Consider the following 24,774-nt stretch of genomic DNA (forward strand, 5'->3'; position numbering starts at 1 on the left):
GTCAAAAGCAGCTTTAGGAAAGTCATCCGTTGCCGGTGAGCTGGCTCCGAATTTCTTTGGCCGTATCGTGGCGTTTGAACCGTCGGCGAAGTAAACGGTGGCTTCCCGCAGTGTGTACTTTCCTTCTGCGTCGCTTGCCTGGACAGAACGCACCGCAGACCCGGACACCTGTGGTTCTCCGCCAACAGGCTGCTTCCAAGATAGGAATCTTTCAGTCACTTGCGATGCATCGACCAGCACTATTTGCACACGGGTCGCCGGACGAGCAACCGTGAAGTTCATGCGCATCTCGCCTGAGACCGGAATTGTGGCAGTGGTTGCTGCTGCCATGCTCAGGAAAGCCGGATCGGGTGGCCAAACGTAGGATTCCACGGCTAACGATTGAGCCTCTGACGGTAATGCCACAGCCGCCGGGCTGTGCAGAAGAAGGCCTGCCAGCATGGCCGTTAGTACTGCTGCCAGAATACGCAGATGGCGGCCTGGGGATAGGGTTGAATACTTCGTCATGTCCGAGTCTCCTCAAGATAAGCAAATGTTTCCGGCCCGGTAGGATTCGGCCTAGAAGACGGCGGTGAATCCGCCCCAGCCCCAGCCGACCGTTGGGGAACCCTTCCAACGGAAACCGGCGATGCCCCGCTGCCGGAAGCCTGACGTGTCGCCCAAATACATGGTGAGTCGTCCGCTACGGTCGATTCCGTAGACGTCTGAATCTCCGTCTCCGTTGAAGTCACCGGCCATGCCGAAGCGCGCCATGGAATCCCAACCCCAGCCGATGGTTCCGGCGTAGCTTCCGGGGACGCCGTACTCTTCAAAATAGCCATTGCGATTGGAGGTGCGCGCTTGAAGGTCGCCCCAGAATGACTTGGACAACGTAACAACGCTGGAATAGGCGAGGAAATGACCGGCCCCTACGGAGTCCATACCCTGCCATCCCTGGCCTATCCAGCGAGACGAGAGCCATCCGCCGCGACCGTTTCCCGGATAGAGGAACAGGTTGCCTGCGTTGTCTACGGCAAGGATGTCGTTGCTGCCGTCACCGTTGAAATCTCCGGCTGCACTTAGCTCCCTGAAGCCTTGCCACCCCTGGCCTATCTGGAGTGCCTTCTTCCAGCCACCAGAACCGTTTCCTTGGTACAGGAAGAGGCGTCCCTGACCGTCACGGGCCAGAACATCCACCGTGCCGTCGCCGTCGAAGTCACCAGGTGAGACCAACAGGGTGAAGTTGTTCCAACCCCACCCGATCACCTGGGTTGGCTGCCAGTTACCGCGCCCGTCGGTGGGGTACAGCAGGAGTCGGCCCGAGGCGTCGCGCGCAAAGATGTCCAGGGTACCGTCGCCGTTGAATCCGCGGGCGCGGGGAGCTGCCGCGATGCGCAGCGGGTGGGAGGCTTGAACCGTCGTTGTGGAGTCCGCGTCATAGGTGATCGTGACGGAAGCGGCTACGACTCGACCCAAGTCAGCTGACGTTGCGCGGTATGTAGTTCCAATTGCGCCAGGGATTACAGCTCCGTCACGTGTCCAAGCGAATGAAACGGCCGGAGTCCCTCCCTCGGGTGACACGTGGGCAAATGTGTTTGAGATGTCCATTACCAGCAGGCCTCCGACGGTTGCATCGCCGCCCAGTTGGGGTTGGCTGCTGACATAGACCAAGCGCGCAGGCACTCCAATCGCAGGCACAGAGGCCTCCGCAGGCAGCGCCGAGGCGACGAGCAGAGCTGCCACCACGGACGCGGCAAGGACTGAAAACAAGCGCCGTCGCTTGCGCGCAACGGTAGGCAAAGGAGTGCTGGTCTCCAAAGGTTTCCTCCAGGAAAGAGGCTGCCTGATTCGGGCAGCTGTAGATAAATTGGGAAATTCTCCTGCGGGCCCCGCCCGAATGGCTACGGACGAGGCCCAGCCAACAGCCGTGGACGCGGCTAGAAGACAGCGTTGAAGCCGCCCCAGCCCGAACCGACCACTGCCGAGGTCTTCCAACCGCCTGAGCCGTTGCCGTAGTACATCCGCATCTGGCTCGACGTGTCGATGCCCCAGACATCATTGGAGCCATCTCCGTCGAAGTCGCCTGCGCCGCCCAGCTTGGTGATCGCGTTCCAACCTTGGCCGATCACACCGCTGGTAGTCCATCCCCCGTGGCCGTTGCCTCCGTAGAAGCGAAGGTTTCCAGCGGCGTCGCGGGCCAAAACGTCTGGCTTGTGATCGCCGTTGAAGTCCCCGGGAGAGAAGACGGACGTCATGCCGCCCCAACCCCATCCGACTGTCGAGGCCGCCAGGAAGCCGCCATGTCCGTTGCCCGGATAGAGGACGAGCTCACCGGAAGATTTGCGTGCTAGGAGGTCGTTGTTCCCGTCGCCGCTGAAGTCGCCGGCGGCAAAGATGGAGTTGAAGATTCCCCAGCCCCAGCCGATCTGCTGCCTTGCATGCCAGCCACCGCCGCCATTGGATGGATAGAGAAAGAGCGATCCGGCGCTGTCACGGGCGATCACATCATTTTCACCGTCGTTGTTGAAGTCGCCGGCCGAGAACATGGTGTTGAAGATGTTCCAACCCGAGCCGACCTCGTAGGCCTGCTGCCAGGTGCCGTTGCCGCCTGTCGGATACAGGCCGAGCCGGCCGCCGGAGTCCCGGATGAACAAGCTCATGGTGTACGGATCCCAGTACTCGGCACGATAGAAGCCCGACGTGTGCGGACGATCAATGTCCACGGGAGTCACGTAGTTAAAATCCAAGGGCTCCAAGGACACCGCCGCTGTCCCCGACGCGGGGAGGTTGCCCGGGTTGTGGATCAACGAACCGTCACGCCAGTAGCCGATTTCCTGGCCGGCGGCAGTCTGAATCTGCATGTACTGTGCGACGTAGGTGCCGGGAGGTGTGCCCTGCGCGAAGAAGACGTCGAAGGCATACGTCGAATCGGCGGCGCTGAACGAGCCCTGCGTCATCTGCGTGTGGAGTTTTCCGGTGGCTGTGTTCCGGAACAGGACGTAAACGTTAGTGATGGGACCGGAGGCCTGGACGGTAACCCTGGATGTTGCTTGTCCTCCTGCAGCAATCGAATCCGGCGTCGTTGAGACGGCCACCGGAACAGGCGCGAAGGTGTCATCGGCATGAGCTGCCGGGGCGAAACCCAGCCCTCCGACCAAAACGATGCTGCCCACAAAAGCGGACAGCCAGCTGCGCACACGGCGCAGAGGCGTGCTCCCCATGGTTCCCCCAATTCAGGGCCGGTCCCAGATGGCCGGCGGGTGTAAGTGAATTGAGAGTACATTGGCCGAACCGCAGTCCGGGAATTTGCTGGCAAAAATTCGGGATAAAGACAAGTCAAACCCAAAACTCAACCGAAATCGGCTTAGAACACCGCCGTGAATCCGCCCCAGCCCCAGCCAACCACGCCTGCGCCTTTCCAACCGCCGCTGCCGTTGCCGTAGTACAGGTTCAGTTGGCCGGCGGAGTCGATGGCCCAGACGTCGTTGAAGCCGTCGCCGTTGAAATCGCCTGCGCCGCCGATGCGCGACATGACATTCCAACCGGTGCCGATGGCCTTGGCGGTGGTCCACCCACCCTTGCCGTTGCCGCCGTAGAGCCGGAGGTTCCCTGCACCATCGCGGCCCATGACATCGGGGTTGCCGTCGCCGTCGAAATCACCGGGCGAGAAGACCTGGCTCAGGGCATCCCAACCCTGGCCAACGGCGCCGGGGGAGCGGAAGCCGCCGGCCCCGTTGCCGGGATACAGCACCAGGGCGCCTGAGGGTGTCCGGGCCAGGAGGTCGTTGTTGCCGTCTCCTGAGAAGTCACCTGCGGCAAAGACGGAGTCGAAGACGTCCCAGCCCCAGCCGACTTCCTTGCGCGGCAGCCAGCCCCCGGTCCCGTTGCCCGGGTAGAGGAACAGAGTGCCGGCATCGTCGCGCGCCAGAACGTCGTTATAGCCGTCGCCGTTGAAGTCGCCGGCGTTGAAAACGAGATCGAAACCACCCCAGCCGAACCCGATGGTCTTTACTGCTTGCCAGCGTCCGGCGCCGTCAGTGGGGTACAGGAGGAGGTTCGCCGCCGCGTTCCGGGCGAACAAGTCCAAGGAGGTTCCGGCGTCGAACCCTGATGTGTGGGCCTTGTTCCGCACCACCGTTCGGCTGTACACGGTAAACGGCCGCGTTGCCGTGGCAGGATTGCCTGCCTGGACTATCGCACGGAAGCCGACGACGGCGCCACGGTCCGCCGTTGTCAGCGTGTAAGTTTTGGCGGTGGCCCCGTTACTCGGGGTACCGTTCCGCACCCATTCGTACTTGACGCTGACGGCGCCGCCGGCTGTGCCCGTGGCCACGCTGCCCTCGTTGAAGACACCGGTGAGCTTCTCGCCAACAGTCAGCTTGCCTTGGAGGGTGGGGGCCGTGGCTGTGATGGGCGATGTAGGAGTGAGCGGCAGCGACGATGCGGACACAGCCCGGTATCCTGCCTTCGTGGCCGTGACCCTCACAGACAGGGTCTGGTCCAGGTCCGCTTCAGCTACCCGGTAGTTATTGAGGGTGGCGCCGCTGATCGGCTGGCCGTTGCGGAGCCACTGATAGGCGAATCCGGTGGGTGGGGATGTCCACGTGCCGTTGTCCGTGGTCAACATCTGGTCATAGCGCGCCACACCGGACACGACGGGGGCCTTGGTGTTGGGGTTGTCCACCAAAGGGAAATTGGGGTTGTTGACGGCGAAATCCACGCCGTCCAGTGCCCCGGGGCGCTGCGTCGGTGCTTCCAGGCCCGGGCTGAGGAAGAGGATGTTGCCGTCGCGGCCATAGCGCACGGAGCCCTGCCCGGAAACCAGCACTATGCCAACGCTGAGGAGCTTGTACCGGCCCGTCCTTTTGAAGGTGCTGCCGTTGACGGGCACTGTGGCTTGCGCGCTGTACGGTCCGGGCGCTTGGCTGGTGGGCCCGTAGAGCGTGGCCTGCTCCAGGGTGTCCTCGTTGACGTAGGTGAACCCCACTTCTTGGGCGGGACCACTCAGGGTGAATGACAAAGAGATTGTATTGCCCGGCACTACCGTGGCCGGAGAAGTCCGCGTCACTACGGTGGGCAGCGGCACGTCCGGTCCTGCGGCCGTGGCGCGCGGGGGCGGAACTGCGATTGCCAGGGCGGCGCACAAGAGGGTGGCCATCAGGATGCGAAAACCCGTGCCCGCGGACCTCGCGGAAGAAAGCATTGTCAAGATCTCCCCCAAACCCTAGAAAACGGCGTTGAACCCGCCCCAGCCCCAGCCGATGGCACCGGCGCCGTTCCAGCCGCCGTCGCCATCGCCGTAGTACGCCAGCAGTTGGCCGGAGCCGTCCACCGCGTAAACATCAGCATTGCCGTTGCCGTCAATGTCGCCAGCCGCACCAATGGTGGTCATGCCGCCCCAGCCCTGGCCAACTACGGCCATGCCGGCCCAGCCACCTGCCCCGTTGCCGCGGTACAGGCGCAAGGCACCTGCGGTGTCACGGGCCAGGATGTCTACGTTGTTGTCGCCGTTGAAGTCGCCGGGGGTAATGATTTTGTTGACAACATTCCAGCCGCTGCCCACGACGGATCGGGTGAGCCAGCCGCCGTCGCCGTTGCCCGGGTAGAGGTACAGGATGCCGCTGGCGTCCCGGGCGAGGACGTCGTTGTGTCCGTCGCCGTTGAAGTCGCCTGGGGAGACGATGGAATTAAAGGCATTCCAGCCGCTGCCCACCTGGCGTCCTGCGAAGAAACCGCCATCGCCCTTTCCTGCGTAGAGGAAAAGGTTTCCGGCCGCGTCTTTGGCCAGGATGTCATTGGTGCCATCGGAGTTGAAGTCGCCGGGGGAGACCACCGTGCCGAAGCCGTTCCAGCCCGGTCCAACGGTTCTGGCAGATTCCCAGGCGTTGTTGAGCCGTGGATACAACATGAGCGTGCCGTCGGAACGGCGGGCAAGCATTTCGTAGGCGCCGCGGCTGGTGAACCCGTTGGCGCGGTTGGAGGCAGAGATGGGAGCGGTTTCTTCGCTGGAGACTTCCAGCGGCTCGCACCCGTTCTGGCTGGCCACTACGTGGGCAGCAATGGTTTTGTCGCGATCTGATTCATCGAGCGTGTAAGTCCACCAAGCCCAGTGATCGTCGGCACGGACGCCGTCGCGGGTCCAATAGATCTGGTAGTCCGGGCCAGCAGCAGCGCCGCAGCCACTGAACGACGCAGGATCGATTTCAAGCGTGAGCGTGGAGCCAACAAACGGCGCACCATGAACCACCGGATCCGAGGGATCCATGGTTGCCATGGCGGGGGCAGGCGCAAAAGCCACCGCGGCAACCACAGCCGCCGCTATCCCAGCCACCACTCGGCGCACACCTGACGTAGGGCGTGTTGGTGCGTTCATGATGTCCTCCCCAGACTTTATGGGGCCAATTCTACCGCGGCTGGGATTTCTCTAGAAGATCGCTGTGAAATTGCCCCAGCCGTTCCCTGCTGCCTCGGACCCGCGCCACCCCGTGCGGCCGTTGCCGTAGTAGATGACCAGCCGGCCCTGCTGATCTACGCCATACACATCGTTGAAGCCGTCGTTGTCATAGTCGCCGGCTGCGCCAGCGGCTTTCAATGCGTTCCATCCGACGCCGATCAGCCATGACCTCGTCCAGCCGCCGGCCCCGTTGCCCCCGTAGAAGTAGAGGTAGCCGCTGCGGTCCCTGGCCAGGACGTCCACGTTGCCGTCGCCGTTGAAGTCGCCCGGTGTCAGCAGCGCATCCATCACTTGCCAGCCCTGCCCGACGGCGGTCCTCGCCAACCAGCCTCCGGAACCATTGCCCGGGTACAGGTAGAGGGCGCCGCCCGGTTCGCGGGCAAGGACGTCGTTGGTGCCATCGCCATTGAAGTCACCCGGGCTGACGATCTGATCAAAAATGTTCCAGCCTTTGCCGATGGTCTGGGCGGGTTTCCAGCCGCCGGCGCCATCCCCTGCGTAGAGGTACAGGGTCCCCGCGGCATCTCTGGCGATCACGTCGCCTTTGCCGTCGCCGTTGAAATCTCCTGGTGAGAGCACCAGGTTGAAGATGTTCCAGCCCCAGCCAACGGTGCGGGGAGCCTCCCAGGCATTGCCTTTGCGTCCGTACAACTGCAACGCCCCGTCGTTGGCGCGGGTGAGCAATTCGAAGCTGCGTCCGGTGAAGCCCGCTGCGCGGTTGGCTGCTCCGACGGGCTTGGTTTCGTCACTGTGCAGTGATTCGCCACCGCAGGCCGTTTTGCTGGCAGTGACGTGAACGGCCATCCGGGCTCCGGTGTCATCCGGTCCCAGGACATAGCTCTGGGCTGTTTCGCCCGCCACCAGGAAGCCATCCCGGGTCCAGTACACGGTGAAGTCCGGACCCTTCCCGCCGCCGCAGCCGTAGAAGGTGTACGGACCGATGTCCGTTGTCAGCTTCTGGCCGACGAATGCTGCACCGTTGAGTATAGGGTCCGGCCCACTGCTGGTAGCGGCCGACGCCGGCAGGGGGCCAAGTGCCACAGCCGCCACAGCGGCGGCCAACAGCGTTGCTGCCATCCGGCGTCGAAATGTCCCCATGTGTTCCTCCCAAGCAGCGGCTCAAACCTTCATGAAGTGTATGTGGGCCGGGCGACAATAGCCGGGAGCGGCATGCGTCCGTCCACGTGAGGCGAGCTCTCAGGAAACGGTCATTTAGCTCCCGTATCATTGATGCGATCGGCCAGCCACGGGTCCTTGACCCTGCCGGCCGTTTCCTTGTCAGCCTGCCAAGAGATCGCCGGAAATGCCCGTATCAAACTCACTGGAACCGTACTCCCTTGACCTGACCACGGGGTTGCCCCGTATGGCTGCCGCACCCACCACACCGCGGCAGCAGCTGCGCTATGCCCGCATCCTGAAAACGGCGGCAGGATTCGCGCAACGGCAGTTCGATACGTTGAGCCTTTCCGACGTCGCGGCCAGGGCTGACATCCCGCTGGGAACCCTGTACCGCTACTTCCCCTCCACGGCGCACCTCATGTTGGCCGTTTACCGGCAGCAACTGCGGGAGCTCCGGGACGGTGTCCGCCTGCGCGAAGGCAAGGGACATGCGCTTGCGGGCTTGATGATGGAGATCTTCCACCTCCGCGTGATGCAGCCGGGAGTGGAACACTGCCTGATCCGGCCCGCCGGCAAGGATGATGACACGGCGCAGCTCCTGCGTGAGATCGATGCGCTCTCCGAGGAAGTAGTGGGCTCGCTGAGCAAGGACACCGGTAAGGATGCCGTCAGGGCCCGGATTCTGCTGCACCTTGTGAGCGGCCTGGTCCAAGCCGTTCGCTGCCGCCGGTTGTCCTTGTTTGAGGCAGAGAAGGATCTCAAGAGGGCATGCACGCTGCTCACGGGTGAGTGACCAAATGTGCCTGCTGGTCTAGACCGCAGGAGCCAAAGAATGCGGTTTTAGGCATGACGTGGGTCACATTCAGCGGTGGTTGAACGTTTTACTCTCGAATCGTCTCTGTTGGTATTGAATCTTGTACCCTCCACGCTTCCCTAGGCTGGAAACACCGAAGCGGCTAGCAGCCCCCTATCTGCAGAAGCAACGCCGGGCCAGACACCCTTGGCCCGCCACAGCAGTTCTGTTCCTGCCCTATACCGTGCCGTGGGTCCACGGCTAGCCTGAGGAGACAAAGACGTGTCCATCGAGACAATTGCTACAGACAACGACGCCCTGGTACTGACCGAAGAAGAGATCTTCGCAGCCCACGAAGGCGGCAAGCTGACCATTTCCAGCACCGTTCCGTTGAACAACAAACGTGACCTTTCCATTGCTTACACCCCCGGAGTTGCGCAGGTCAGCCGCGCAATCCACGCCAACCCCGGGCTTGCCCGTACGCACACCTGGGCCGAACGCCTGGTTGTTGTGGTCAGCGATGGCACCGCAGTCCTGGGCCTGGGCAACATCGGCCCCAGTGCCTCCTTGCCCGTCATGGAAGGCAAGTCCGCACTTTTCAAGTCCTTCGGCGACCTCGACTCCATCCCGCTGGTGCTCAACACCACCGACGTTGACGAGATCATTGAGACCCTGGTCCGCCTCCGCCCCAGCTTCGGCGCCGTGAACCTCGAGGACATCTCGGCCCCGCGCTGCTTCGAACTCGAAGAGCGCCTCATTGAAGCCCTCGATTGCCCCGTCATGCACGATGACCAGCACGGCACCGCCGTCGTGGTTCTTGCAGCCCTGACCAACGCCGCCAAGGTGACCAAGCGCGAACTCGAAGGCCTCAAGGTTGTGGTTTCGGGTGCCGGTGCCGCAGGCATCGCCATCGCCGAGATCCTCCTGGCCGTTGGCATCAAGGACGTCATCCTGCTCGATTCCAAGGGCGTGGTCAACGCTGACCGTGCCGACCTCGCGGCCGACCCCGGCAGCGTCAAAGCCCGCATGGCCAAGCGCACCAACCCCCGCGGCATTTCCGGCGGCCCCGGTGAAGGCCTGACCGGCGCCGACGTCTTTGTGGGCGTCTCCTCCTCCAAGCTGGACGAAGAGCACCTGAAGCTCATGAACGATCAGTCGATCGTGTTCGCCCTGTCCAACCCGGACCCCGAAGTCCTGCCCGAGGTCGCCCAGCAGTACGCAGCCGTTGTGGCCACCGGCCGCAGCGACTTCCCGAACCAGATCAACAACGTTCTGGCCTTCCCGGGCATCTTCCGCGGCGCACTGGATGCCGGCGCCCGCCGCATCACGCCCGCCATGAAGATCGCCGCCGCCAACGCCATCGCTGAGCTGGCCGCTGAGGACCTCTCCGCCGATTACATCGTGCCGAGCCCGCTGGATGCCCGCGTGGCACCGGCGGTCACCGCCGCCGTTGCGGCTGCCGTCACCGAGTAGCGGTTACCAACGCAAGACCGACGACGGCGACGCCTCCCGTGCTGGGGAGCGTCGCCGTCGTTCTTGATTAAGGAGCTGCGGCTCAGAATCCTGCCAGCCGCTGGATTGCGGAGACCAAGGCTCGCAGCTGACGATTTCGGTCAAGGTCCCCGGTGCGGGTGGCCAGATATACCGTGTTCAGGGGTGCCAACCCGGGAGTGTGCAAGGTGATGAGTGCCCCGTCTGCGAGGTCCACTTCCACCAGATATCTGGGCAGGACGGACATCCCGGCGCCCGCAATGACCGCCGCACGCACGCCGCGAAGATCAGGCACGATGCAGTTGGCCCGGAGGTCGTCGGGGCGCCGTTCAAAGACCGTCCGCCAGTACCGGCGAACAATGGGCAGATTCTCGGCATAAGCCACCACCGGAATGGTGGCCAACTCCACATCGGCGGGTGTTTTGCCGGGAAGGTTTTCCTTCCAGGCCGGAGCGGCCACCAGCACAAATTCCTCATCGATGAGGGGAATCCCGGTGACCCCCTGGACCCGTGGCCGGACAGCACTGACTACGAGGTCCAAGTCGCCGGACCGCAGCTCCTCCAGCAATGCGTCCACCAGCCCAAACCGGATCCGCAGCCCTGCCCCGGTAACCTCCGTCAGCTCCGGAGTGTGGGGCAGGAGCACGGTGGTAATGAACTCCGCGGGACCGCCCACATGGATTGACCCGTTGGCGCCGGACTGCCCGGATAGGACAGCGAGGTCTTCCAGGGCGTCAATGTGCGGGCCGACGTCCCGGGCCAGGCTGTCGGCCTTGGGAGTGGGCGTGACGCCCGTCGGACTACGCTCAAAGAGACGCAGGCCAAGGTTCTGCTCCAGGGAATGAACATGGGTGGATGCTGTGGGCTGCGAAATTCCGAGCATCCTTGCGGCCTCGGTCAGGGACCCCACACGATACGCCGTGAGGAAGGTCCGCAAATGCTCCAGGTTGTGAGTGGCCATCGGTGCAATCCTCGCACGGCGCGGGTCAAGGATTTCCGATGGGGGCCACAGCTTTTTCCATGAGGTCCAAGCGCATCACCGGGGCACCATCGTATGACCACCCCTCGAAAGGAAACCCATGCCCCGCATTCTCATGGTTGTATCAGCAGCCGACTCTCTTGAACTCGCCGACGGCAGCCAGCATCCCACAGGGGTCTGGGCCGAGGAACTGGTGGTGGCCCACCGCGCCCTCAAAGCCTCCGGCGCAGACATGACCATCGCCAGCCCGGGCGGAAAAAAGCCAACAATAGACCCAGGCTCATTGAACCCGGAGATCGTTGGAGATGAGGACAAGGTCCAGGAGTTCAAGCAATACCTTGCGGACATCGCCGCAGAACTGGATGAACCGGAGTCCTTGAATTCCGTGACCATTGCCCACTTTGACGCTGTTGTCCTCCCCGGCGGACACGGCCCTATGGCGGATCTCGCCAAGGACGCCGATCTGGGCGCCCTGCTGATTCAGGCCAATGACTCCGGCAAGATCATCGCTCCCTTCTGCCATGGGCCGGCGGCCCTGCTCAGTGCCACCACCCCCGACGGCAGCTTCGCCTTCGCCGGCCGCCAACTAACGGTGTTCACGGACGAAGAAGAACTCACCGGGGGCACTGGGGAGAACACCCCGTGGCTGGTGGCCACCACCCTTGCCGATCGCGGCGCCATCGTGAAGGCCGGCCCGGCGTGGAGCAGCTACGTAGTCCGCGATGGCAACCTCATCAGCGGCCAGAACCCGCAGTCCAGTGAGGCAGTAGCGGCGGCTGTCGTGTCGGCGCTCGCCGAGTAGGCGTCCCGCTGGGTACATCGACGACGGCGACGCCTCCCGCGCTGGGAAGCGTCGCCGTCGGTCTTTGCTCAGTGTGCGTTACGCGTCAGCGGTCCAGCGTGACCTGATCCACCGTCCAGAACGCGCTGTTGGTCCCGGTGTAGCGGAAGCTGACCTTTGCCTTCTTGGCGCCCTTGGGGACGTCCAGTGCCAGGGATTCGAAGCCATTGAAGTTGGCGGAGTAGGCCTTCACCAGCTGCGGTGCGCCGCCGTCATAGCTGACGAACACCTCGCCGCTCTGCGGTCCGTCGATCCTGTAGTTGGACGCGAAGGAGAGTGTTGCGGTTTTGCCGCCCTTCACCTTGAAGTCGGGGCTGATGAGGGTGGAGTCGAACTGCCCGGGTGCGTGTGCCTTGTCGTCCCATTCGTCGGAGTCCGCTACTGCGAAGACGTTGCGGTTCCGGACGGACGTTTCGCGGCCCTGGTTACGGTCGGTGTTGGTCCAGAACTCGTCAGTGGCGAACGACCAGCCACGCCATTCGGTCATACCACCGGCCGGCATGGCGGAGTTGTCGATTGTCCAGCCAGCTGGCGCAGTGGTGGTCCAACCCTTCACATCGGCCGCAGGTGCGGTTTCGTCGGCGCGGGTCCGCAGGCTCTCGCGGAGAGAGTCGAAGGCGTCAGCTTCGATTTCAGAGAAAGCTTTTCCGTCAAGATTCCAGGCTGCCTCGGCCGTGACGCCCTCATGCTTGAGGACTGCCGGTGCGATGTCCGTGATCTTGATGTCGTTGCGGACAGTTCCGGGCTTGATGCCTTTGCCTTGGGCGATGACGAAGGTCTGGCGTTCAGCGGGGGTGCTGCCGCCGTGGCCGCCGGCGGCGGTGTGGCCGTGGTCGGCGGTGAGGACCACCAGCCAATCCTCGGACTTGTAGCTGGGGCGGTTCTTCACAGCGTTCAGGATCTCGCCCACTTGGCCGTCCACTGAGCGGAGCGCAGCGAGGTATTCCGGCCGCTCCGTACCGTACGAGTGGCCAGCGCCGTCCACTTCATCGAGGTGGACGAACGTGCTGTCCGGATTCCCCGTGGCCAGGTAGTCCACTGCCTTGGCCGTGGTTCCGGCGTCGTTCCCGCCGGCGAGCCTAAGGTCCACCTTTTGGCCGAACACCGTCTGGGGGATGGGCGACCAGGTGCCCACAACCAGCGTGGAGGCCTGAGGCTGGGCCGATTCGAGGCGGCTCAAGTAATCCGGGTACTGGCTGTAGTTGGGTGCCGTGAAGTTGTTGTCCACCACGTTGTGCTTGTCCGGCCACACTCCCGTGGCGATGCTCGACCAGCCAGCGCCGGACACCGTGGGCGCCATGGGGTTGGCGAACAGATTGCTTGTGGCGGTCATCCCGTTGTTCATGAGGCTCTGGACGTTTGGCATGCCCGCAGCTCCAAACTTTGCGATTGCTGCGCCGTCGAGGCCAATCACCAAGGTCTTCTGACGCTTGCTGCCATGGGGGAGGCCCGCGTAGCCGGTGTTCGTGGAGCGTCCGGTGTGGCTCACCTCCTGGGTCTCCTGAGTTGCCTGAGTTGCCTGGGTGTCCTGTGTTGCCTGAGTGTCCGGTGCGGCAGGTGCCGCAATAGCCACGGAAGGAAGCACGACGGCGGCAGCGAGCATTAGTGCGGCGGTTGCCAGGGTGGTGCGAAGGGGACGGGGGTTGTCCAAGGTTCTCTCCATTTTTTGGGTCCGGATAAGCTGCCGGCGCAGTTGTTGCCGACAGGCTGACCCCTCAACCCTGCCGCGCGAAAATAGGGTAATCAAGGAAAATCGCACGTTGTATAGACAAGTTGGATTGCCGTTAATCTCCTGTTTTCCTGGGCATACTCAGCGGCTCCAAACCTGGCTGTAACTATTGGTCAGCAGTTGTGAATACAGCTCTGCGATCAGGCAGGGCCAGCGTGGAGGGCGCGTGCTCCTGGTGGGCCGGACCTAGACTGAGGGGCATGAACGCCGAACTCATCGTGACCATCCTCTGCGGCCTGGCCATTGCAGTTGGCGTGGCCGGAACCATCATTCCCGTACTTCCCGGCAGCATCCTCATCGGCGTGAGCCTGCTGGCATGGGCCATCTGGGGTGGTGCCGGTCCGCTCGGCTGGGTGATCTTCGCCGTCGGAATGCTCTTTGTGGTGGCGGGCATGGCCGCCAGTGCGGTGTTGACGGGGCGCAAGCTGAAGCAGCACGGCATCCCTAACAGGTCCGTGCTGATCGGTGTGGTGCTGGGCGTGGTGGGAATGTTCGTCATCCCCGTGGTGGGGCTCTTTATTGGGTTCGCGCTGGGGCTTCTGCTCAGCGAAGTCCAGCGGACGCGCAACTTCCCCGCTGCCCTGAAGTCCAGTGGTGCCGCGCTCAAGGCGACAGGTATTGGCATTCTGGTGGAATTTGGCCTGGCCTGTGCAGCGGCAAGCACCTGGATCATTGGAGTGTGGATCAACGCCGTGAACGGCTGAACACCCGCGCCGGGACCGCAAAGATGACAAGCGCAGGGCGTGTCATTCTTCGCCATCCCGGCGGAGGGCGATGGGTGGTTAGGGCACGGGGACCCTGGCTGGCATCTGGACTCCGGCCGGGCGGAAGGTTGCGCCGGCGCCGGGGTACAGGGGGACGTCGATTCGTGCGTGGGTGTGGATTTCGTGAACCGTCGACTTGGTGTGCCGGGCGATCTCGGACAGGGTTGCCACCCACATTCCGTCAAGGTCCTTGACTCGCTCGATCAACTGCTCCAAGGCCACAGCGCGGGATGGCCGTCCGGAGATGAACGGGTGGTTGGTGAGGACGAAGCAGCTGCCCTGTGCGTGGTGTGCTTGGGCCTCCAGTGTCCACATTTCCAGGGCCTTCGAGGGACTCTCGATCACTCCGCTGCCCGTGACGCCGGGGTAGAACCCGTATTGCTCCCAATCGTCCAACGCCCAATCGACGGGGATCTCCACGATGTCCCGGGAGTCGCCCTCGGCCACGGCCATGCGGTAGGGGGCATCGCCGTCGAGCAGGCTTGAATCGTAAAGGAAACCGCGGTCCGCGAGCAGAGCCGGCGATTGCCAATTCAACTCCCACCAAGGGGCCCGGTAACCCACCGGGCGGATCCCCGCCACGGTGGCGAGTGCCTCCAGGCCGCGGTCCAGGTAGCTGGCCTCGGTGGCTGCGTCGATTCCCTGCATGGGCTCGTGCAGGTAGCCGTGGTGGGCAATCTCGTGGCCGGCATCCGCGATCCTGCGCACCACATCCGGGTAGCTTTCGGCAGTGAAGCCAGGGATGAAGAAGGTTCCCTTGATGTCCTGGCGGTCCAATATCTGGAGCAGCCGCGGAACGGCGATCTTGGGGCCGTACGACTGGTGGCTCATGAGGGACATGCGCCGCGTGCTGGAAGGATCGTGCGCGATGGTGCAGGACTCGGCGTCGACGTCGAAGGTGAACGATGCTGCGGCTTGGTAACCCTCGGGCCAGGTGATCTGGTGGAGCGAATCGGCGAAAGCGGGCTGGTTCATGCTGTGGTCCTTTCAACAGCCGGGGCAGGCGCTGGCTGCGTGAGTAAGACGTGATGGGAAGCCGCAAGGACGAACTTCTTGTGGGCCCGGGGTCCGAGGATTGCGTAGGCGGCTGCGCTGGTGAGGCCGCCCGCCAGCCAGGAGAGGTCCCAGCCGCCGAGGGCCACTGCGATGGGGCCCTGCATGGCGGGAACCAGCCCGTACATGAACAGCCAGGTGGAGAAGATGCCCACCAGCAGGGACGCAATGCCGGCCCAGTTGATAACGGGCAAACGGTGCGTTCCCACGGGGTCGAAGAGGCGATCCACCTTGGCCGGCCAGCGCTTTTCGAGCCAGAAGTAGTGCACCAGCATGACCCCACCCCAGGCGGCCACCCAAGCGACCAATCCGATCAGCCAGGCATCGAGTACTGCGGCGAAGTCCTCCTGGAAGATGAAGAAGACCACAGCGATCAAGGAGAAGACGCCAACGAACAAGTTCAGCTTGCGGCGGCTGATGTTGATGTCCAAGGCCTGCGTGGCAACGGAGAAGGTGTAGATGTTCAGGATGTTGGTGGCGATGGGGCCGTGCAGCACCATGAGCAGGACGGGCAGGGCGAGGACGCCGAAGTTCTGGACGATCAGTTTGCCGGGGTCGATCTCGCCGCTGTTGGTGGCCAGGCTTGCGCCGAGCACACCCAGCCACACCACGGGGATGAACTGTCCGAGGACTGAAGCGAGGTAGACCTTGCGCTTGGGAACCGAGGTGCTGACGAAGCGGGAGTAGTCGGCGGCGTAGGTGAACCAGGTGATTCCCCAGCCGATGCCGATGGCTGTCATCACTGCGCTCATGGCGGCGATGCGCTCCGAACCTTCAAGGATGTTGCCTGCCGGGCCTGCGTAGCCCCAGTCGATCTTCATGCCGAACCAGGCAACGCAGGACATGACGGCCAGGATGATGATGGTGGGCGGCACGGTCCATTTTTCAAAGGCCGCGATGGCCTTATAGCCGAACCAGGCGATGGCCACCTGTGCCGCCATGATGGCCGTGGCCACACCGATCTTCCACGCGTAGTTCTTGGCATCGGGATCCACCCAGCCGAGAGTTCCGAACAGGGCCATGACCAGGTCCAGGATGATCCATGTGTTGACTGCACACCAGCCGATCACCAGCAGGGCCTGGATGGCTGCGGGGAGGTAGTTGCCGCGGCGACCGAAGGCGGCGCGGGCCAGGACCATGCCAGTGGCACCGGTCTTCTGGCCGAGGAGGACAAAGCAGCCAAACAGCAGCATGCCGATCAGGTTTCCCAGGACCAGCACAATCACGGTGTCAGCGAAACCGAGGCCAAGGTGGATGCCAAGGGCGCCAAGCACCCAGTTGATAGGAGCAAGATTGGCGCCTGCCCAGATCCAGAACTGTCCGGAAACTTTGCGGGTACGGTCTGACTCGGGAATGGGCTGGAGCCAGGCTTCACTGTCGTGGGCCGGCGCCGTTGCCGGAACTGACGAGGGTGTGCCCGGCTGCGGGGAGCCTGACTGCGCTGAATTGGAACGCGAAGGAGAGAGGTTGTCTTGCATGGGGAGAGCCTCCGTGTGTGAAAGGGACTCTCTCAGGTTATGTGCGCCAGATCACAGCAACAAGATACTATGTGTCTAAAGAAAATCGCTTAGACGTTACGGAGTGTCATGTCCATGCTGCTGGGCGAGGCCCTTGAATTCCAGAGTCTCAAATCTGCAGGGCCAAAGCTGCTCAACGACGTACCGGAGGCTCTCTTCCGACCCGTCCGATGGGTGCACTCCAGCGAGGTTCTGGACATCGCGCCCCTTCTCAGCGGTGGCGAACTTCTGCTCAGCGGGGGGCAGGCGCTCGCCGGGGTCACTGCGGAGCGTCAGGCCGAGTACGTCCGTGAACTCGCCGCCCGCGGCATCGCTGCGCTGGCACTGGAGACGGGTCCCGCTTTGCCCTTCGTGCCGGCCGCCATGCTGGACGTCGCCCAGGCCGCCGGCTTGCCGGTGATCGAGCTCAGCCAGGTAGTCCCGTTCGTTGGCGTGATGCAGGAAATCAACTCAATCCTGGTCAGCGAGTCCGTGGAGCATCTCCAGCGCGGTGACCAGGCAAGCCACGCCATGGCTGCTGAACTGGCCCACGGTGGCGGGCTCGATCAACTCCTTGCCGTGTTGGCCGAAAGGACAGGCGCCAGCGTGCGGCTGGTCTCGCCGTCGGGCCTGACGCTAGGGGCCGCCGGCGGCGCGTTCCCCGCGGACGGCACGGCAACGGAGGGCAGTGCCTCGGCGCGCGAACCCGCTTTTACGGCAAACTCCACTCCTACAGCGGACGACGGCGGTAGCGTCACCATGGTGGACGTCCCGGTGCGGGGCGTCCTGGCGGCGCGTCTGGAACTTCACCTGCCCGACGGCGGCGACGGTTCCCTTGCGCGGGTGGCCGGGGAACGGTCCGTGGACATCCTCGGCCTGGCGTTGCTGCAGCGCATGCCGCCGGGGCTTAAGGAACTGGCGGGTATTGAACTCATGCGTGCCATCAATTCGGGAGGCCAGCACTGGCAACTTCATCAGCTGGGACCGGCGTCGGGCTTCCCCGTGGACGGTCACGTGGCCGCGGTGGTGATCCGGTCAACCGGTTCAGGTCACTTGCGACCAGCTGTGGACGCTTTGCTCCGGGAGCATGTGGCGCACAGCGCGAGCTACGCCAACAACGCTGAACTGATTGCCTTGGCTTCCTTGAGCGACGGCGCTGCGCTGAGCGACGGCGCTGCGACCCGTCGCGCATTGATGGAGGCACTGAGGAACCTGGAGGTACCGGCAGGATCCGTGATTGCGGTGGGGCCGCTGGGCCGCGGTATTGCTGAGGCGCCCTGGTCTCTGTCCGAAGCGCGCAGGGCACTTGATCTAACCCCGGCCGGCAAAGGTGTGGTGGATGCAGACACGCTTGCTGTGGAGCTCCTTGCGCAGGAGGCGCTGGACCCGGCCACCCGTGAAGGGTTCGTGCAGCGGCAGCTGGGTGCCGTCGTCGAGCATGATCGCCTGAAGAAGTCAGAACTCATGAGGACGCTGTCCGTCTGGCTGGATACCGGCTGCAACACGGCCCAGGCTGCCCGTGAGCTGCACCTGGAACGGCAGTCCCTGCACCACCGGCTCCAACGCATCTTCGAGCTATGCGGAGGGGATCCGCGGGGGAACGGTCGGCTGGCAGCGCTGCATCTGGCGACGAGGCTGGCCCGGGTGTAACTCCTGTTAAACGCCACTTCGATGGTTCCCTGCACACAGTGCCATTCGCAACAGCGTATGCGCAGGGAACCATCGAAATGGGTGCTTGCAGAGCCCTACTTCAACACGATCGTCCTATTCCCATTCAGGATGATCCGCCCCTCGCAGTGCCAGCGAACGGCGTTGCTGAGGGCCTTGCATTCAGTGTCCCGACCGGCGGCTACGAGATCGTCCGGTCCGAACGTGTGGTCCACTTCCACTACCTGCTGGGCGATGATGGGACCTTCGTCCAACTCGCCGTTCACGTAGTGGGCGGTGGCACCCACAGTTTTCACGCCACGCGCATAGGCCTGGTGGTACGGCTTTGCACCCTTGAAGCTCGGCAGGAACGAGTGGTGGATGTTGATGGCGCGGCCGTCCAGCTTGCGGGCAAGATCGTCGCTGAGCACCTGCATGTAGCGGGCCAGCACAATGAGTTCCACGTCCAGTTCATCAATGATTTCCAGCAGGCGTCCCTCCGCGGCGGGCTTGGTGGCGGCCGTGACAGGGATGTGGAAGAACGGGATCCCGTGCCACTCAGCCAGGCCTTGATGATCGGTGTGGTTGGACACCACGCCCACTACATCAATGGGCAGCTCGCCGATCCTTGCGCGGAACAGGAGGTCGTTCAGGCAGTGCCCAAACTTGGAGACCATGATCAGGACGCGCCGCTTGTAGCCCTGACGCTGCAGTTGCCAGTTCATGCCGTACTTTTCACCCACCGGGGCAAAGGCCTCCCGCAGCGCTTCCACGGTGGATTCATCGCCGTCGGACGCGAAGTGCACCCGCATGAAGAAGTGGCCCTCGGCGCGATCACCGAACTGCTTGTTGTCGATGATGTCGCATCCGTGGTTCAACAGGAATCCGGACACAGCGTGCACAATTCCGGGACCTTCGGGGCAGTCGAGGGTGAGGACATGTTCCACAGTGGTCTCCGTTGTGGAGACGGCAGTGGTTTCGGTTTGGATGGCAGTCATGGCTAGCACTCCACTACGTTGACGGCGAGGCCCCCACGGGAGGTCTCTTTGTACTTGGATTTCATGTCTGCGCCTGTCTCGCGCATGGTTTTGATGGCTTTGTCGAGGGAAACTTTGTGGCTGCCGTCGCCGTGCAGGGCAAGGCGGGCGGCGTTGATGGCTTTGACGCTGGCGATCGCGTTGCGTTCGATGCAGGGGATCTGCACCAGCCCGCCCACGGGATCGCAGGTGAGGCCCAAGTTGTGTTCAATGCCAACTTCGGCGGCATTTTCCACTTGCTCGGGCGTTCCACCCAGGACTTCGCAGAGGCCGGCCGCAGCCATGGAGCAGGCGGAACCTACCTCACCCTGACAGCCCACCTCGGCACCGGAAATGGACGCGTTGATTTTGAACAGGATTCCGACGGCGGCCGCCGCCAGCAGGAAGCGCACGACGCCGTCGTCGTTGGCTCCCGGAACAAACTTGGTGTAATAGTGCAGCACTGCCGGGACAATTCCGGCGGCGCCATTGGTGGGCGCGGTGACGATCCTGCCGCCCGCAGCGTTTTCCTCGTTCACAGCCAAGGCGAAGAGGTTGACCCATTCCATGGCCAGGAGCGGGTCCGCTGAGGCACTACCGTTCAGGTCCGCGTCGGTGTCGGAAAGCTTTTTGAACAACGACGGCGCCCGTCGCCTGACCTTCAGGCCTCCGGGGAGGATTCCCTCGGCAGAGCAGCCGTTGTCCACGCATTCCTGCATGACAGCCCAGATGCCCAACAACTTCTCACGCAGTTCCTCCTCGGAGCGCCACACGAGTTCGTTGGCCAGCATGATGTCCGAGATGGACTTGCCCTCGCGGAGGCAGATGGCAAGGAGTTCGTCCGCAGTGGTGAAGGGGTAGGGGAGAACGGTGTCGTCGGCTACCACTTTGTCTGCGCCGGAGACGTCACCGTCCACCACGAAGCCGCCACCGATGGAGTAGTAGCTGCGTTCCCGGAGCACGCCGCCCGTGTGGTCCAACGCGCGGAACGTCATGCCGTTGGGGTGGGCCGGCAGCGACTTGCGGCGGTGGAGCACCACGTCCTCGTCCCAGTTGAAGTCCACCCGATGGTTGCCGCCCAGACGCAGTTCAGCGTCCAGCGCCGCTGCCGCAACCTGGTCGTCAGCCGTGGTGGTGTCCACGGTTTCGGGGGAGTGGCCTTGCAGCCCCAGCACCACTGCCTTGTCTGAGCCGTGGCCCCGGCCGGTGGCGCCCAGTGAGCCGAAAAGCTCAGCCTGGACGCGCACCGTGGCCGGAAGCTGGCCCGACGATTCAAGACCGTCCGTGAACTGCTTTGCCGCGCGCATGGGACCCACCGTGTGTGAGGACGACGGCCCGATGCCAACAGAAAACAGGTCAAGCACACTCAGTGCCATTAGGGGACCTCAGGGGAGGCGTACTCCCGCATGGCGTCAAGGAGCCAGCGTCCCAGGAAGTCGGCAAACGAGGCCCGGGGAAAGATCCGGTAGCTCTCCTCCGAGGTCTTCCAGAGCATCACGGGGATGTGCGCAAGCTCAGTGGAGACAGCCGTGCCGGCTTTGAAGACGCGCGGGTGAAGGTCCAAGGAGCAGGTCTTCTCCAGCACTGCGCGGGCGTGGCTGCCGGAGAGCTCGAACGTGGTGCGGTTGGCGGACAAGTCCACCACCTGGCCCGCGTCGTTGCCCAGCGCCGTGGTCAGATCTCTGACCAGGGAGCCGCCCAGTGAATCGTGGGCTTCCTCGGGTGCCACCACCATGAACTCGGTGGGGCCGAGCCAGAGGGTGTGAACGGAACCGGTCCCCGTTACTTGACCGCAAGCGGCAGGCAAGCCACCGGTCACGGACGCAACGCGGGCACCGGCGTCGGACGTTCGGTCAACCCGAATCCCCACCATGGCTTGGTACGGAATCTCGGTGATAGTCACCGTTCCCGGCACGGAGCCGGAAGTGAAGGCGTCAGCCAAGTGCTCGGCCGGGCTGCGGCGGGCGCCCCGGACACGGTCGACGTGTGCGGTTTCTGCTGGTGTTGCTGTTTCAGCCATCTTTGCGGGTCCCTTCAGCATCGAAAAGTACGGTTTCGCCAACAACCACGTCCACCAATTGGTCTCCCAGCGAGGCCACCAAGGTCTCGCCGATGCGGTTGCGGCCGTTTTGAATGAGAGCCAGGGCGAAGGAACGGCCCAGCGCGGCGCTGTGGTAGCTGGAGGTCACGAAGCCCTCCATGGGGACGGGTCCGTTGGCCGGGTTGACCGGGATGCCCTTTTCCACCAGCTGCGTGCCTTCGGGCAAACGGAGCGAGTGATCCACGGGGAGGACGCTCACCAAGTGCTTGCGGTCCTCGCGGCTTGCATCCTGCCGGAGGTAGGAGCGCTTGCCGATGAAGTCCTTGGCCTTGGAAACGATCCAGTCCATGCCGGCGTCCTGCGGGGTGACCGTGCCGTCGGTGTCCTGCCCCACGATCGGGTAGCCCTTTTCGGCGCGGAGCACGTGCATGGTTTCCGTGCCGTATGGGGTGATGTTGAACTCGGCACCCGCGGCAGCAACTGCTTCCCAGGTGTTGAGTCCGTACCAGGACGGGATGTTGATTTCGTAAGCGAGTTCGCCGGAGAAGGAGATGCGGCAAACGCGTGCCTGCACTCCGGAGGCCAGTGTGGTTTCGCGGAACGTCATGAACGGGAAGTTTTCTGCCTCCAGGCCACCGTTTTCGGCGAGCTGGGGTGCAACCTTGGCGATCACTGCACGGGACTTCGGGCCAACTACGGCGATGGTGCTCCACTGTTCCGTGACGGATGTGCAGACCACGTCGAGTTCCGGCCACTCTGTCTGGTGCCACTCTTCCAGCCAGTCCAGCACCTTGGCTGCGCCGCCGGTGGTGGTGGTCATGAAGTAGCGGTCATCGTCCAGGCGCAGGGTCACGCCGTCGTCGAAGATCATGCCGTCCAAGGTGCACATCACGCCGTAGCGGGCGGATCCCGGGGCGAGTTTCTTGAACGCGTTGGTGTACACGCGGTTCAGGAATTCGCCCGCGTCCTTGCCGCGGATCTCGATCTTGCCCAGCGTGGTGGCGTCCATGAAGCCCACGGAATCGCGGACGGCGGCACATTCACGCAGGACGGCCGTGTCCATGTCTTCACCGCCCTGCGGGTAGTACCAGGGGCGCTTCCACTGTCCAACATCTTCGAACAGTGCGCCTTGGGCCACGTGCCACGGGTGAATGGAGGTGACTCGGGCGGGGTCGAACAGTTCCCCGCGCTGGCGGCCTGCCAGGGCTGCGAAGGCAACGGGGGTAAACGGTGCGCGGTACGCCGTGGTGCCGATCTCGCCGACGCCCGGGATGCTCTCGGCGCCGCCGAACTTCAGTGCTGCGGCGATGACGCCAATTGCGTTGACGCCGGACGTCTTGCCCTGATCGTTGGCCGTGCTGATGGAGGTGTACCGCTTGACGTGTTCCACGGACCGCATGCCTGCCCCGGTGGAGCGGAGGACGTCCGCCACGGACTGATCGCGCTGGAAGTCGACGAAGTGGTGGTGCCATTCGCCCGGCTCGCCGCTCTGGCCGGGAACCAGCCACAGCTGACGGCTCGGAGCGCTGGCTACGGGAGCCTGCAGTTCCACGGGGGTAGTTTCGGAATCGAACCCGGCAGCGATGGATGCTGCCGCTCCTGCCGAGATGCCCTCTGCCAGGCAGTCCTGGAGTTCGTAGCTGCCACGTCCTGCGCCAACAACCTGCTGGTCGCGGACCGGTTTGGTGGGGATGAAGGCAGCGAGCTCGTCATCCCAACGCAGCTTGCCCTGGCGCTGGCTGTGGAGGTGGACCACCGGGCTCCAGCCGCCGGAAACTGCGAGCAGATCGGCAGCCAGCTGCTCGACGCCCGAGGTGAGTTCGCCGTCGTCGTTAATGCTGCGGACGGTGACGCCATCCAGGCGGCCATTGTCATCCGCGGAGGTGTCAGCAACAGCACTGCCGATGAGCACCCGGATACCGGACTCGACGGCGGCAGCGGCCTTCGCGCTGATCTGCGGACGGGCATCGACGACGGCGGCAACCGCCACGCCTGCCGCCTTCAGATCCGCGGCAAGAGCGTAAGCGGAATCGTTGGTGGTGCTGATGACCACGCGGGATCCTGCTGCCACTGCATAACGGTTCAGGTAGGTGCGGGCTGCCGAGGCGAGCATGATGCCCGGACGGTCGTTGTTCTCGAAGACCAGCGGACGCTCGTGGGCACCCGGAGCCAGGACAACCTGCTTGGCACGGATGTGCCAAATACGCTGGCGGGAGACACCCGATGCTGCCGGAACACTCAAATGGTCCGTGCGGTTCTGGGCTGCGATGAAGTAGTTGGAGTCGTAGGAGCCGAAAGCGGTGGTGCGGTTCAGCACCGTGCATTCTGCAGCGGAAACCAGTTCGGCCTCCACGTCAGCGACCCATTCCAAGGCCGGCTTGCCTTCGATCTGCTCGGCCAGTTCCGGGGCGGTGGAACCGGAGAGCAAGGAGCCACCAAGTTCGGGCTGATCGTCAATGAGGATGACGCGGGCACCCGTGCGGACAGCTTCGCGGGCCGCTGCAAGGCCTGCGATACCGCCGCCGACCACCAGGACGTCCGTGTGGACGTACTTCTTGTCGTATTCAGCCTTATCCTCGTTGGGATCGAGCTTGCCCAGGCCGGACAGGAGTTCAATGTTCATGCCATCAACCAGCGATACAGCGGTGGCGGGAAGCATGGACTCGGCAACGTGACCACGGAACCGGGGGGCGATCTTGACCAGGGCGTTGGACTCTTCCACGCCGGCGGCCATGATGCCGCGGGGGCGGTCCTCGTAGAGGGAGTTCCCGGCGTTGATGTGGCCATTGGCCAGCAGCGCCGAAGCGATGGTGTCACCCGGGTGGCCGGTGAATTCCTGGCCGTCCACGGTGAAGCGCCAAGAGATGCTGCGATCGATGCGTCCGCCGGTGGCGAGGCGTGCGTTCTTGCTGGTCACTTCTAGACTCCTTCCGAGGAGATGGGGGTGGTGGCCGTGGGTGAGGCGGCGCCTGTTGTTGGAGCTCCGGGGGCGAGGCCTGGTTCGCCGGCCTGTCCGTAGTCACCGGCTTGGCTGAACTCGCCGGGCTGGTCCGGTTCGGTCTTCTGGCTGCTTCCCGTTCCGACGGCGGCGCTCGCCGAGAGGTCCGGCCGGGGCTGGCCCATCGCGTAGATGGAGTGGATGTCGTAGCTCACGGTGTCGCGGAGCATGTTGAACCACTGACGGCAACCGGTGCTGTGGACCCAGCGCTCGGCGAAGGTGCCCTTGGTGTTCTCCCGGTAGAACAGGTATTCAGCCCATTGGCGGTCCGTGAGGTCATTCGGGCTCTCCGGGTAGGCGATGTGTGCCTGGCCGCCGTAGTGGAATTCGGTTTCGTCGCGTGGCCCGCAGTTGGGGCATGAAATGAGGAGCAT

The 24,774-nt window shown here is 63.7% G+C and carries 20 protein-coding genes; 6 read left to right on the forward strand and 14 right to left on the reverse strand.

Annotated elements, in window-relative coordinates:
- Positions 1–558: 558 nt before the first annotated feature.
- The 3 genes from BLW08_RS18035 to BLW08_RS18045 all read right to left on the reverse strand — a co-directional run bounded on the left by BLW08_RS18035 (position 559) and on the right by BLW08_RS18045 (position 4,999).
- Positions 559–1,749: an FG-GAP-like repeat-containing protein gene (locus BLW08_RS18035; RefSeq protein ID WP_254779951.1), complete on the reverse strand. Its 1,191-nt coding sequence runs from the start codon at positions 1,747–1,749 to the stop codon at positions 559–561.
- A 167-nt stretch (positions 1,750–1,916) separates the two neighbouring features.
- Entirely contained in the window at positions 1,917–3,200 is a 1,284-nt protein-coding gene (locus BLW08_RS18040) for an FG-GAP repeat domain-containing protein (RefSeq protein ID WP_090824362.1), read from the reverse strand.
- 143 nt (positions 3,201–3,343) lie between these two features.
- Complete coding sequence (locus tag BLW08_RS18045; protein WP_175538753.1) at positions 3,344–4,999, reverse strand: FG-GAP-like repeat-containing protein; 1,656 nt, start codon at positions 4,997–4,999, stop codon at positions 3,344–3,346.
- A 10-nt stretch (positions 5,000–5,009) separates the two neighbouring features.
- Here BLW08_RS18045 and BLW08_RS23940 point away from each other — a divergent pair, with 10 nt between their 5' ends.
- Positions 5,010–5,207, forward strand: coding sequence for a hypothetical protein (locus BLW08_RS23940; RefSeq protein ID WP_091326855.1), 198 nt, complete (start codon positions 5,010–5,012; stop codon positions 5,205–5,207).
- Here BLW08_RS23940 and BLW08_RS18055 read toward each other — a convergent pair.
- On the reverse strand, positions 5,204–6,352 hold the full coding sequence (locus BLW08_RS18055) for an FG-GAP repeat domain-containing protein (protein WP_090824365.1): 1,149 nt from the start codon (positions 6,350–6,352) through the stop codon (positions 5,204–5,206). The two genes, BLW08_RS23940 and BLW08_RS18055, sit on opposite strands and share 4 nt — an antisense overlap.
- A gap of 51 nt (positions 6,353–6,403) precedes the next feature.
- Positions 6,404–7,531, reverse strand: coding sequence for an FG-GAP repeat domain-containing protein (locus BLW08_RS18060; RefSeq protein ID WP_090824368.1), 1,128 nt, complete (start codon positions 7,529–7,531; stop codon positions 6,404–6,406).
- A 205-nt stretch (positions 7,532–7,736) separates the two neighbouring features.
- Between BLW08_RS18060 and BLW08_RS18065 the strand changes: the two genes are divergently transcribed.
- On the forward strand, positions 7,737–8,345 hold the full coding sequence (locus tag BLW08_RS18065; protein WP_090824370.1) for a TetR/AcrR family transcriptional regulator: 609 nt from the start codon (positions 7,737–7,739) through the stop codon (positions 8,343–8,345).
- 282 nt (positions 8,346–8,627) lie between these two features.
- Positions 8,628–9,818 carry an NAD(P)-dependent malic enzyme gene (locus tag BLW08_RS18070; RefSeq protein WP_090824372.1) on the forward strand — a complete coding sequence of 397 codons (1,191 nt, stop codon included), beginning with the start codon at positions 8,628–8,630 and terminating at the stop codon, positions 9,816–9,818.
- Positions 9,819–9,900: 82 nt separating this feature from the next.
- Here BLW08_RS18070 and BLW08_RS18075 read toward each other — a convergent pair whose 3' ends face one another.
- Positions 9,901–10,797, reverse strand: coding sequence for a LysR family transcriptional regulator (locus BLW08_RS18075; protein WP_091326859.1), 897 nt, complete (start codon positions 10,795–10,797; stop codon positions 9,901–9,903).
- A gap of 118 nt (positions 10,798–10,915) precedes the next feature.
- Here BLW08_RS18075 and BLW08_RS18080 point away from each other — a divergent pair, with 118 nt between their 5' ends.
- Positions 10,916–11,617, forward strand: coding sequence for a type 1 glutamine amidotransferase domain-containing protein (locus BLW08_RS18080; protein WP_091326862.1), 702 nt, complete (start codon positions 10,916–10,918; stop codon positions 11,615–11,617).
- Between the two features lie 85 nt (positions 11,618–11,702).
- Here BLW08_RS18080 and BLW08_RS18085 read toward each other — a convergent pair whose 3' ends face one another.
- Complete coding sequence (locus BLW08_RS18085) at positions 11,703–13,307, reverse strand: alkaline phosphatase family protein (protein ID WP_254779952.1); 1,605 nt, start codon at positions 13,305–13,307, stop codon at positions 11,703–11,705.
- Between the two features lie 278 nt (positions 13,308–13,585).
- Between BLW08_RS18085 and BLW08_RS18090 the strand changes: the two genes are divergently transcribed.
- Positions 13,586–14,089 carry a DUF456 domain-containing protein gene (locus tag BLW08_RS18090; RefSeq protein WP_090824380.1) on the forward strand — a complete coding sequence of 168 codons (504 nt, stop codon included), beginning with the start codon at positions 13,586–13,588 and terminating at the stop codon, positions 14,087–14,089.
- A gap of 78 nt (positions 14,090–14,167) precedes the next feature.
- Here BLW08_RS18090 and BLW08_RS18095 read toward each other — a convergent pair whose 3' ends face one another.
- Both BLW08_RS18095 and BLW08_RS18100 read right to left on the reverse strand, forming a co-directional pair.
- Positions 14,168–15,124, reverse strand: coding sequence for a polysaccharide deacetylase family protein (locus BLW08_RS18095; protein ID WP_091326869.1), 957 nt, complete (start codon positions 15,122–15,124; stop codon positions 14,168–14,170).
- Entirely contained in the window at positions 15,121–16,680 is a 1,560-nt protein-coding gene (locus tag BLW08_RS18100; RefSeq protein WP_090824384.1) for a purine-cytosine permease family protein, read from the reverse strand. Before BLW08_RS18100 ends, BLW08_RS18095 begins: the two co-directional genes overlap by 4 nt.
- Before the next feature lie 108 nt (positions 16,681–16,788).
- On the opposite strand from BLW08_RS18100, the gene BLW08_RS18105 reads away from it, so the two are divergent.
- Positions 16,789–18,348: a PucR family transcriptional regulator gene (locus tag BLW08_RS18105; protein ID WP_091326872.1), complete on the forward strand. Its 1,560-nt coding sequence runs from the start codon at positions 16,789–16,791 to the stop codon at positions 18,346–18,348.
- A 95-nt stretch (positions 18,349–18,443) separates the two neighbouring features.
- On the opposite strand, the gene purU is transcribed toward BLW08_RS18105, so the two are convergent.
- From purU to BLW08_RS18130, 5 genes are read right to left on the reverse strand one after another with little or no spacing between them, the layout of a single operon-like run.
- Complete coding sequence (purU, locus tag BLW08_RS18110; protein WP_090824388.1) at positions 18,444–19,343, reverse strand: formyltetrahydrofolate deformylase; 900 nt, start codon at positions 19,341–19,343, stop codon at positions 18,444–18,446.
- Between the two features lie 2 nt (positions 19,344–19,345).
- Positions 19,346–20,737, reverse strand: coding sequence for an L-serine ammonia-lyase (locus BLW08_RS18115; protein WP_090824390.1), 1,392 nt, complete (start codon positions 20,735–20,737; stop codon positions 19,346–19,348).
- Positions 20,737–21,381, reverse strand: a complete 645-nt coding sequence (locus tag BLW08_RS18120; RefSeq protein WP_091326877.1) for a sarcosine oxidase subunit gamma — start codon at positions 21,379–21,381, stop codon at positions 20,737–20,739. Before BLW08_RS18120 ends, BLW08_RS18115 begins: the two co-directional genes overlap by 1 nt.
- Positions 21,374–24,319, reverse strand: coding sequence for a sarcosine oxidase subunit alpha family protein (locus tag BLW08_RS18125; protein WP_091326880.1), 2,946 nt, complete (start codon positions 24,317–24,319; stop codon positions 21,374–21,376). Before BLW08_RS18125 ends, BLW08_RS18120 begins: the two co-directional genes overlap by 8 nt.
- A 2-nt stretch (positions 24,320–24,321) precedes the next feature.
- Positions 24,322–24,774: a sarcosine oxidase subunit delta gene (locus BLW08_RS18130; protein ID WP_091326882.1), complete on the reverse strand. Its 453-nt coding sequence runs from the start codon at positions 24,772–24,774 to the stop codon at positions 24,322–24,324.

Source organism: Arthrobacter sp. cf158, from assembly GCF_900106835.1.
Taxonomy (GTDB): Bacteria; Actinomycetota; Actinomycetes; order Actinomycetales; family Micrococcaceae; genus Arthrobacter.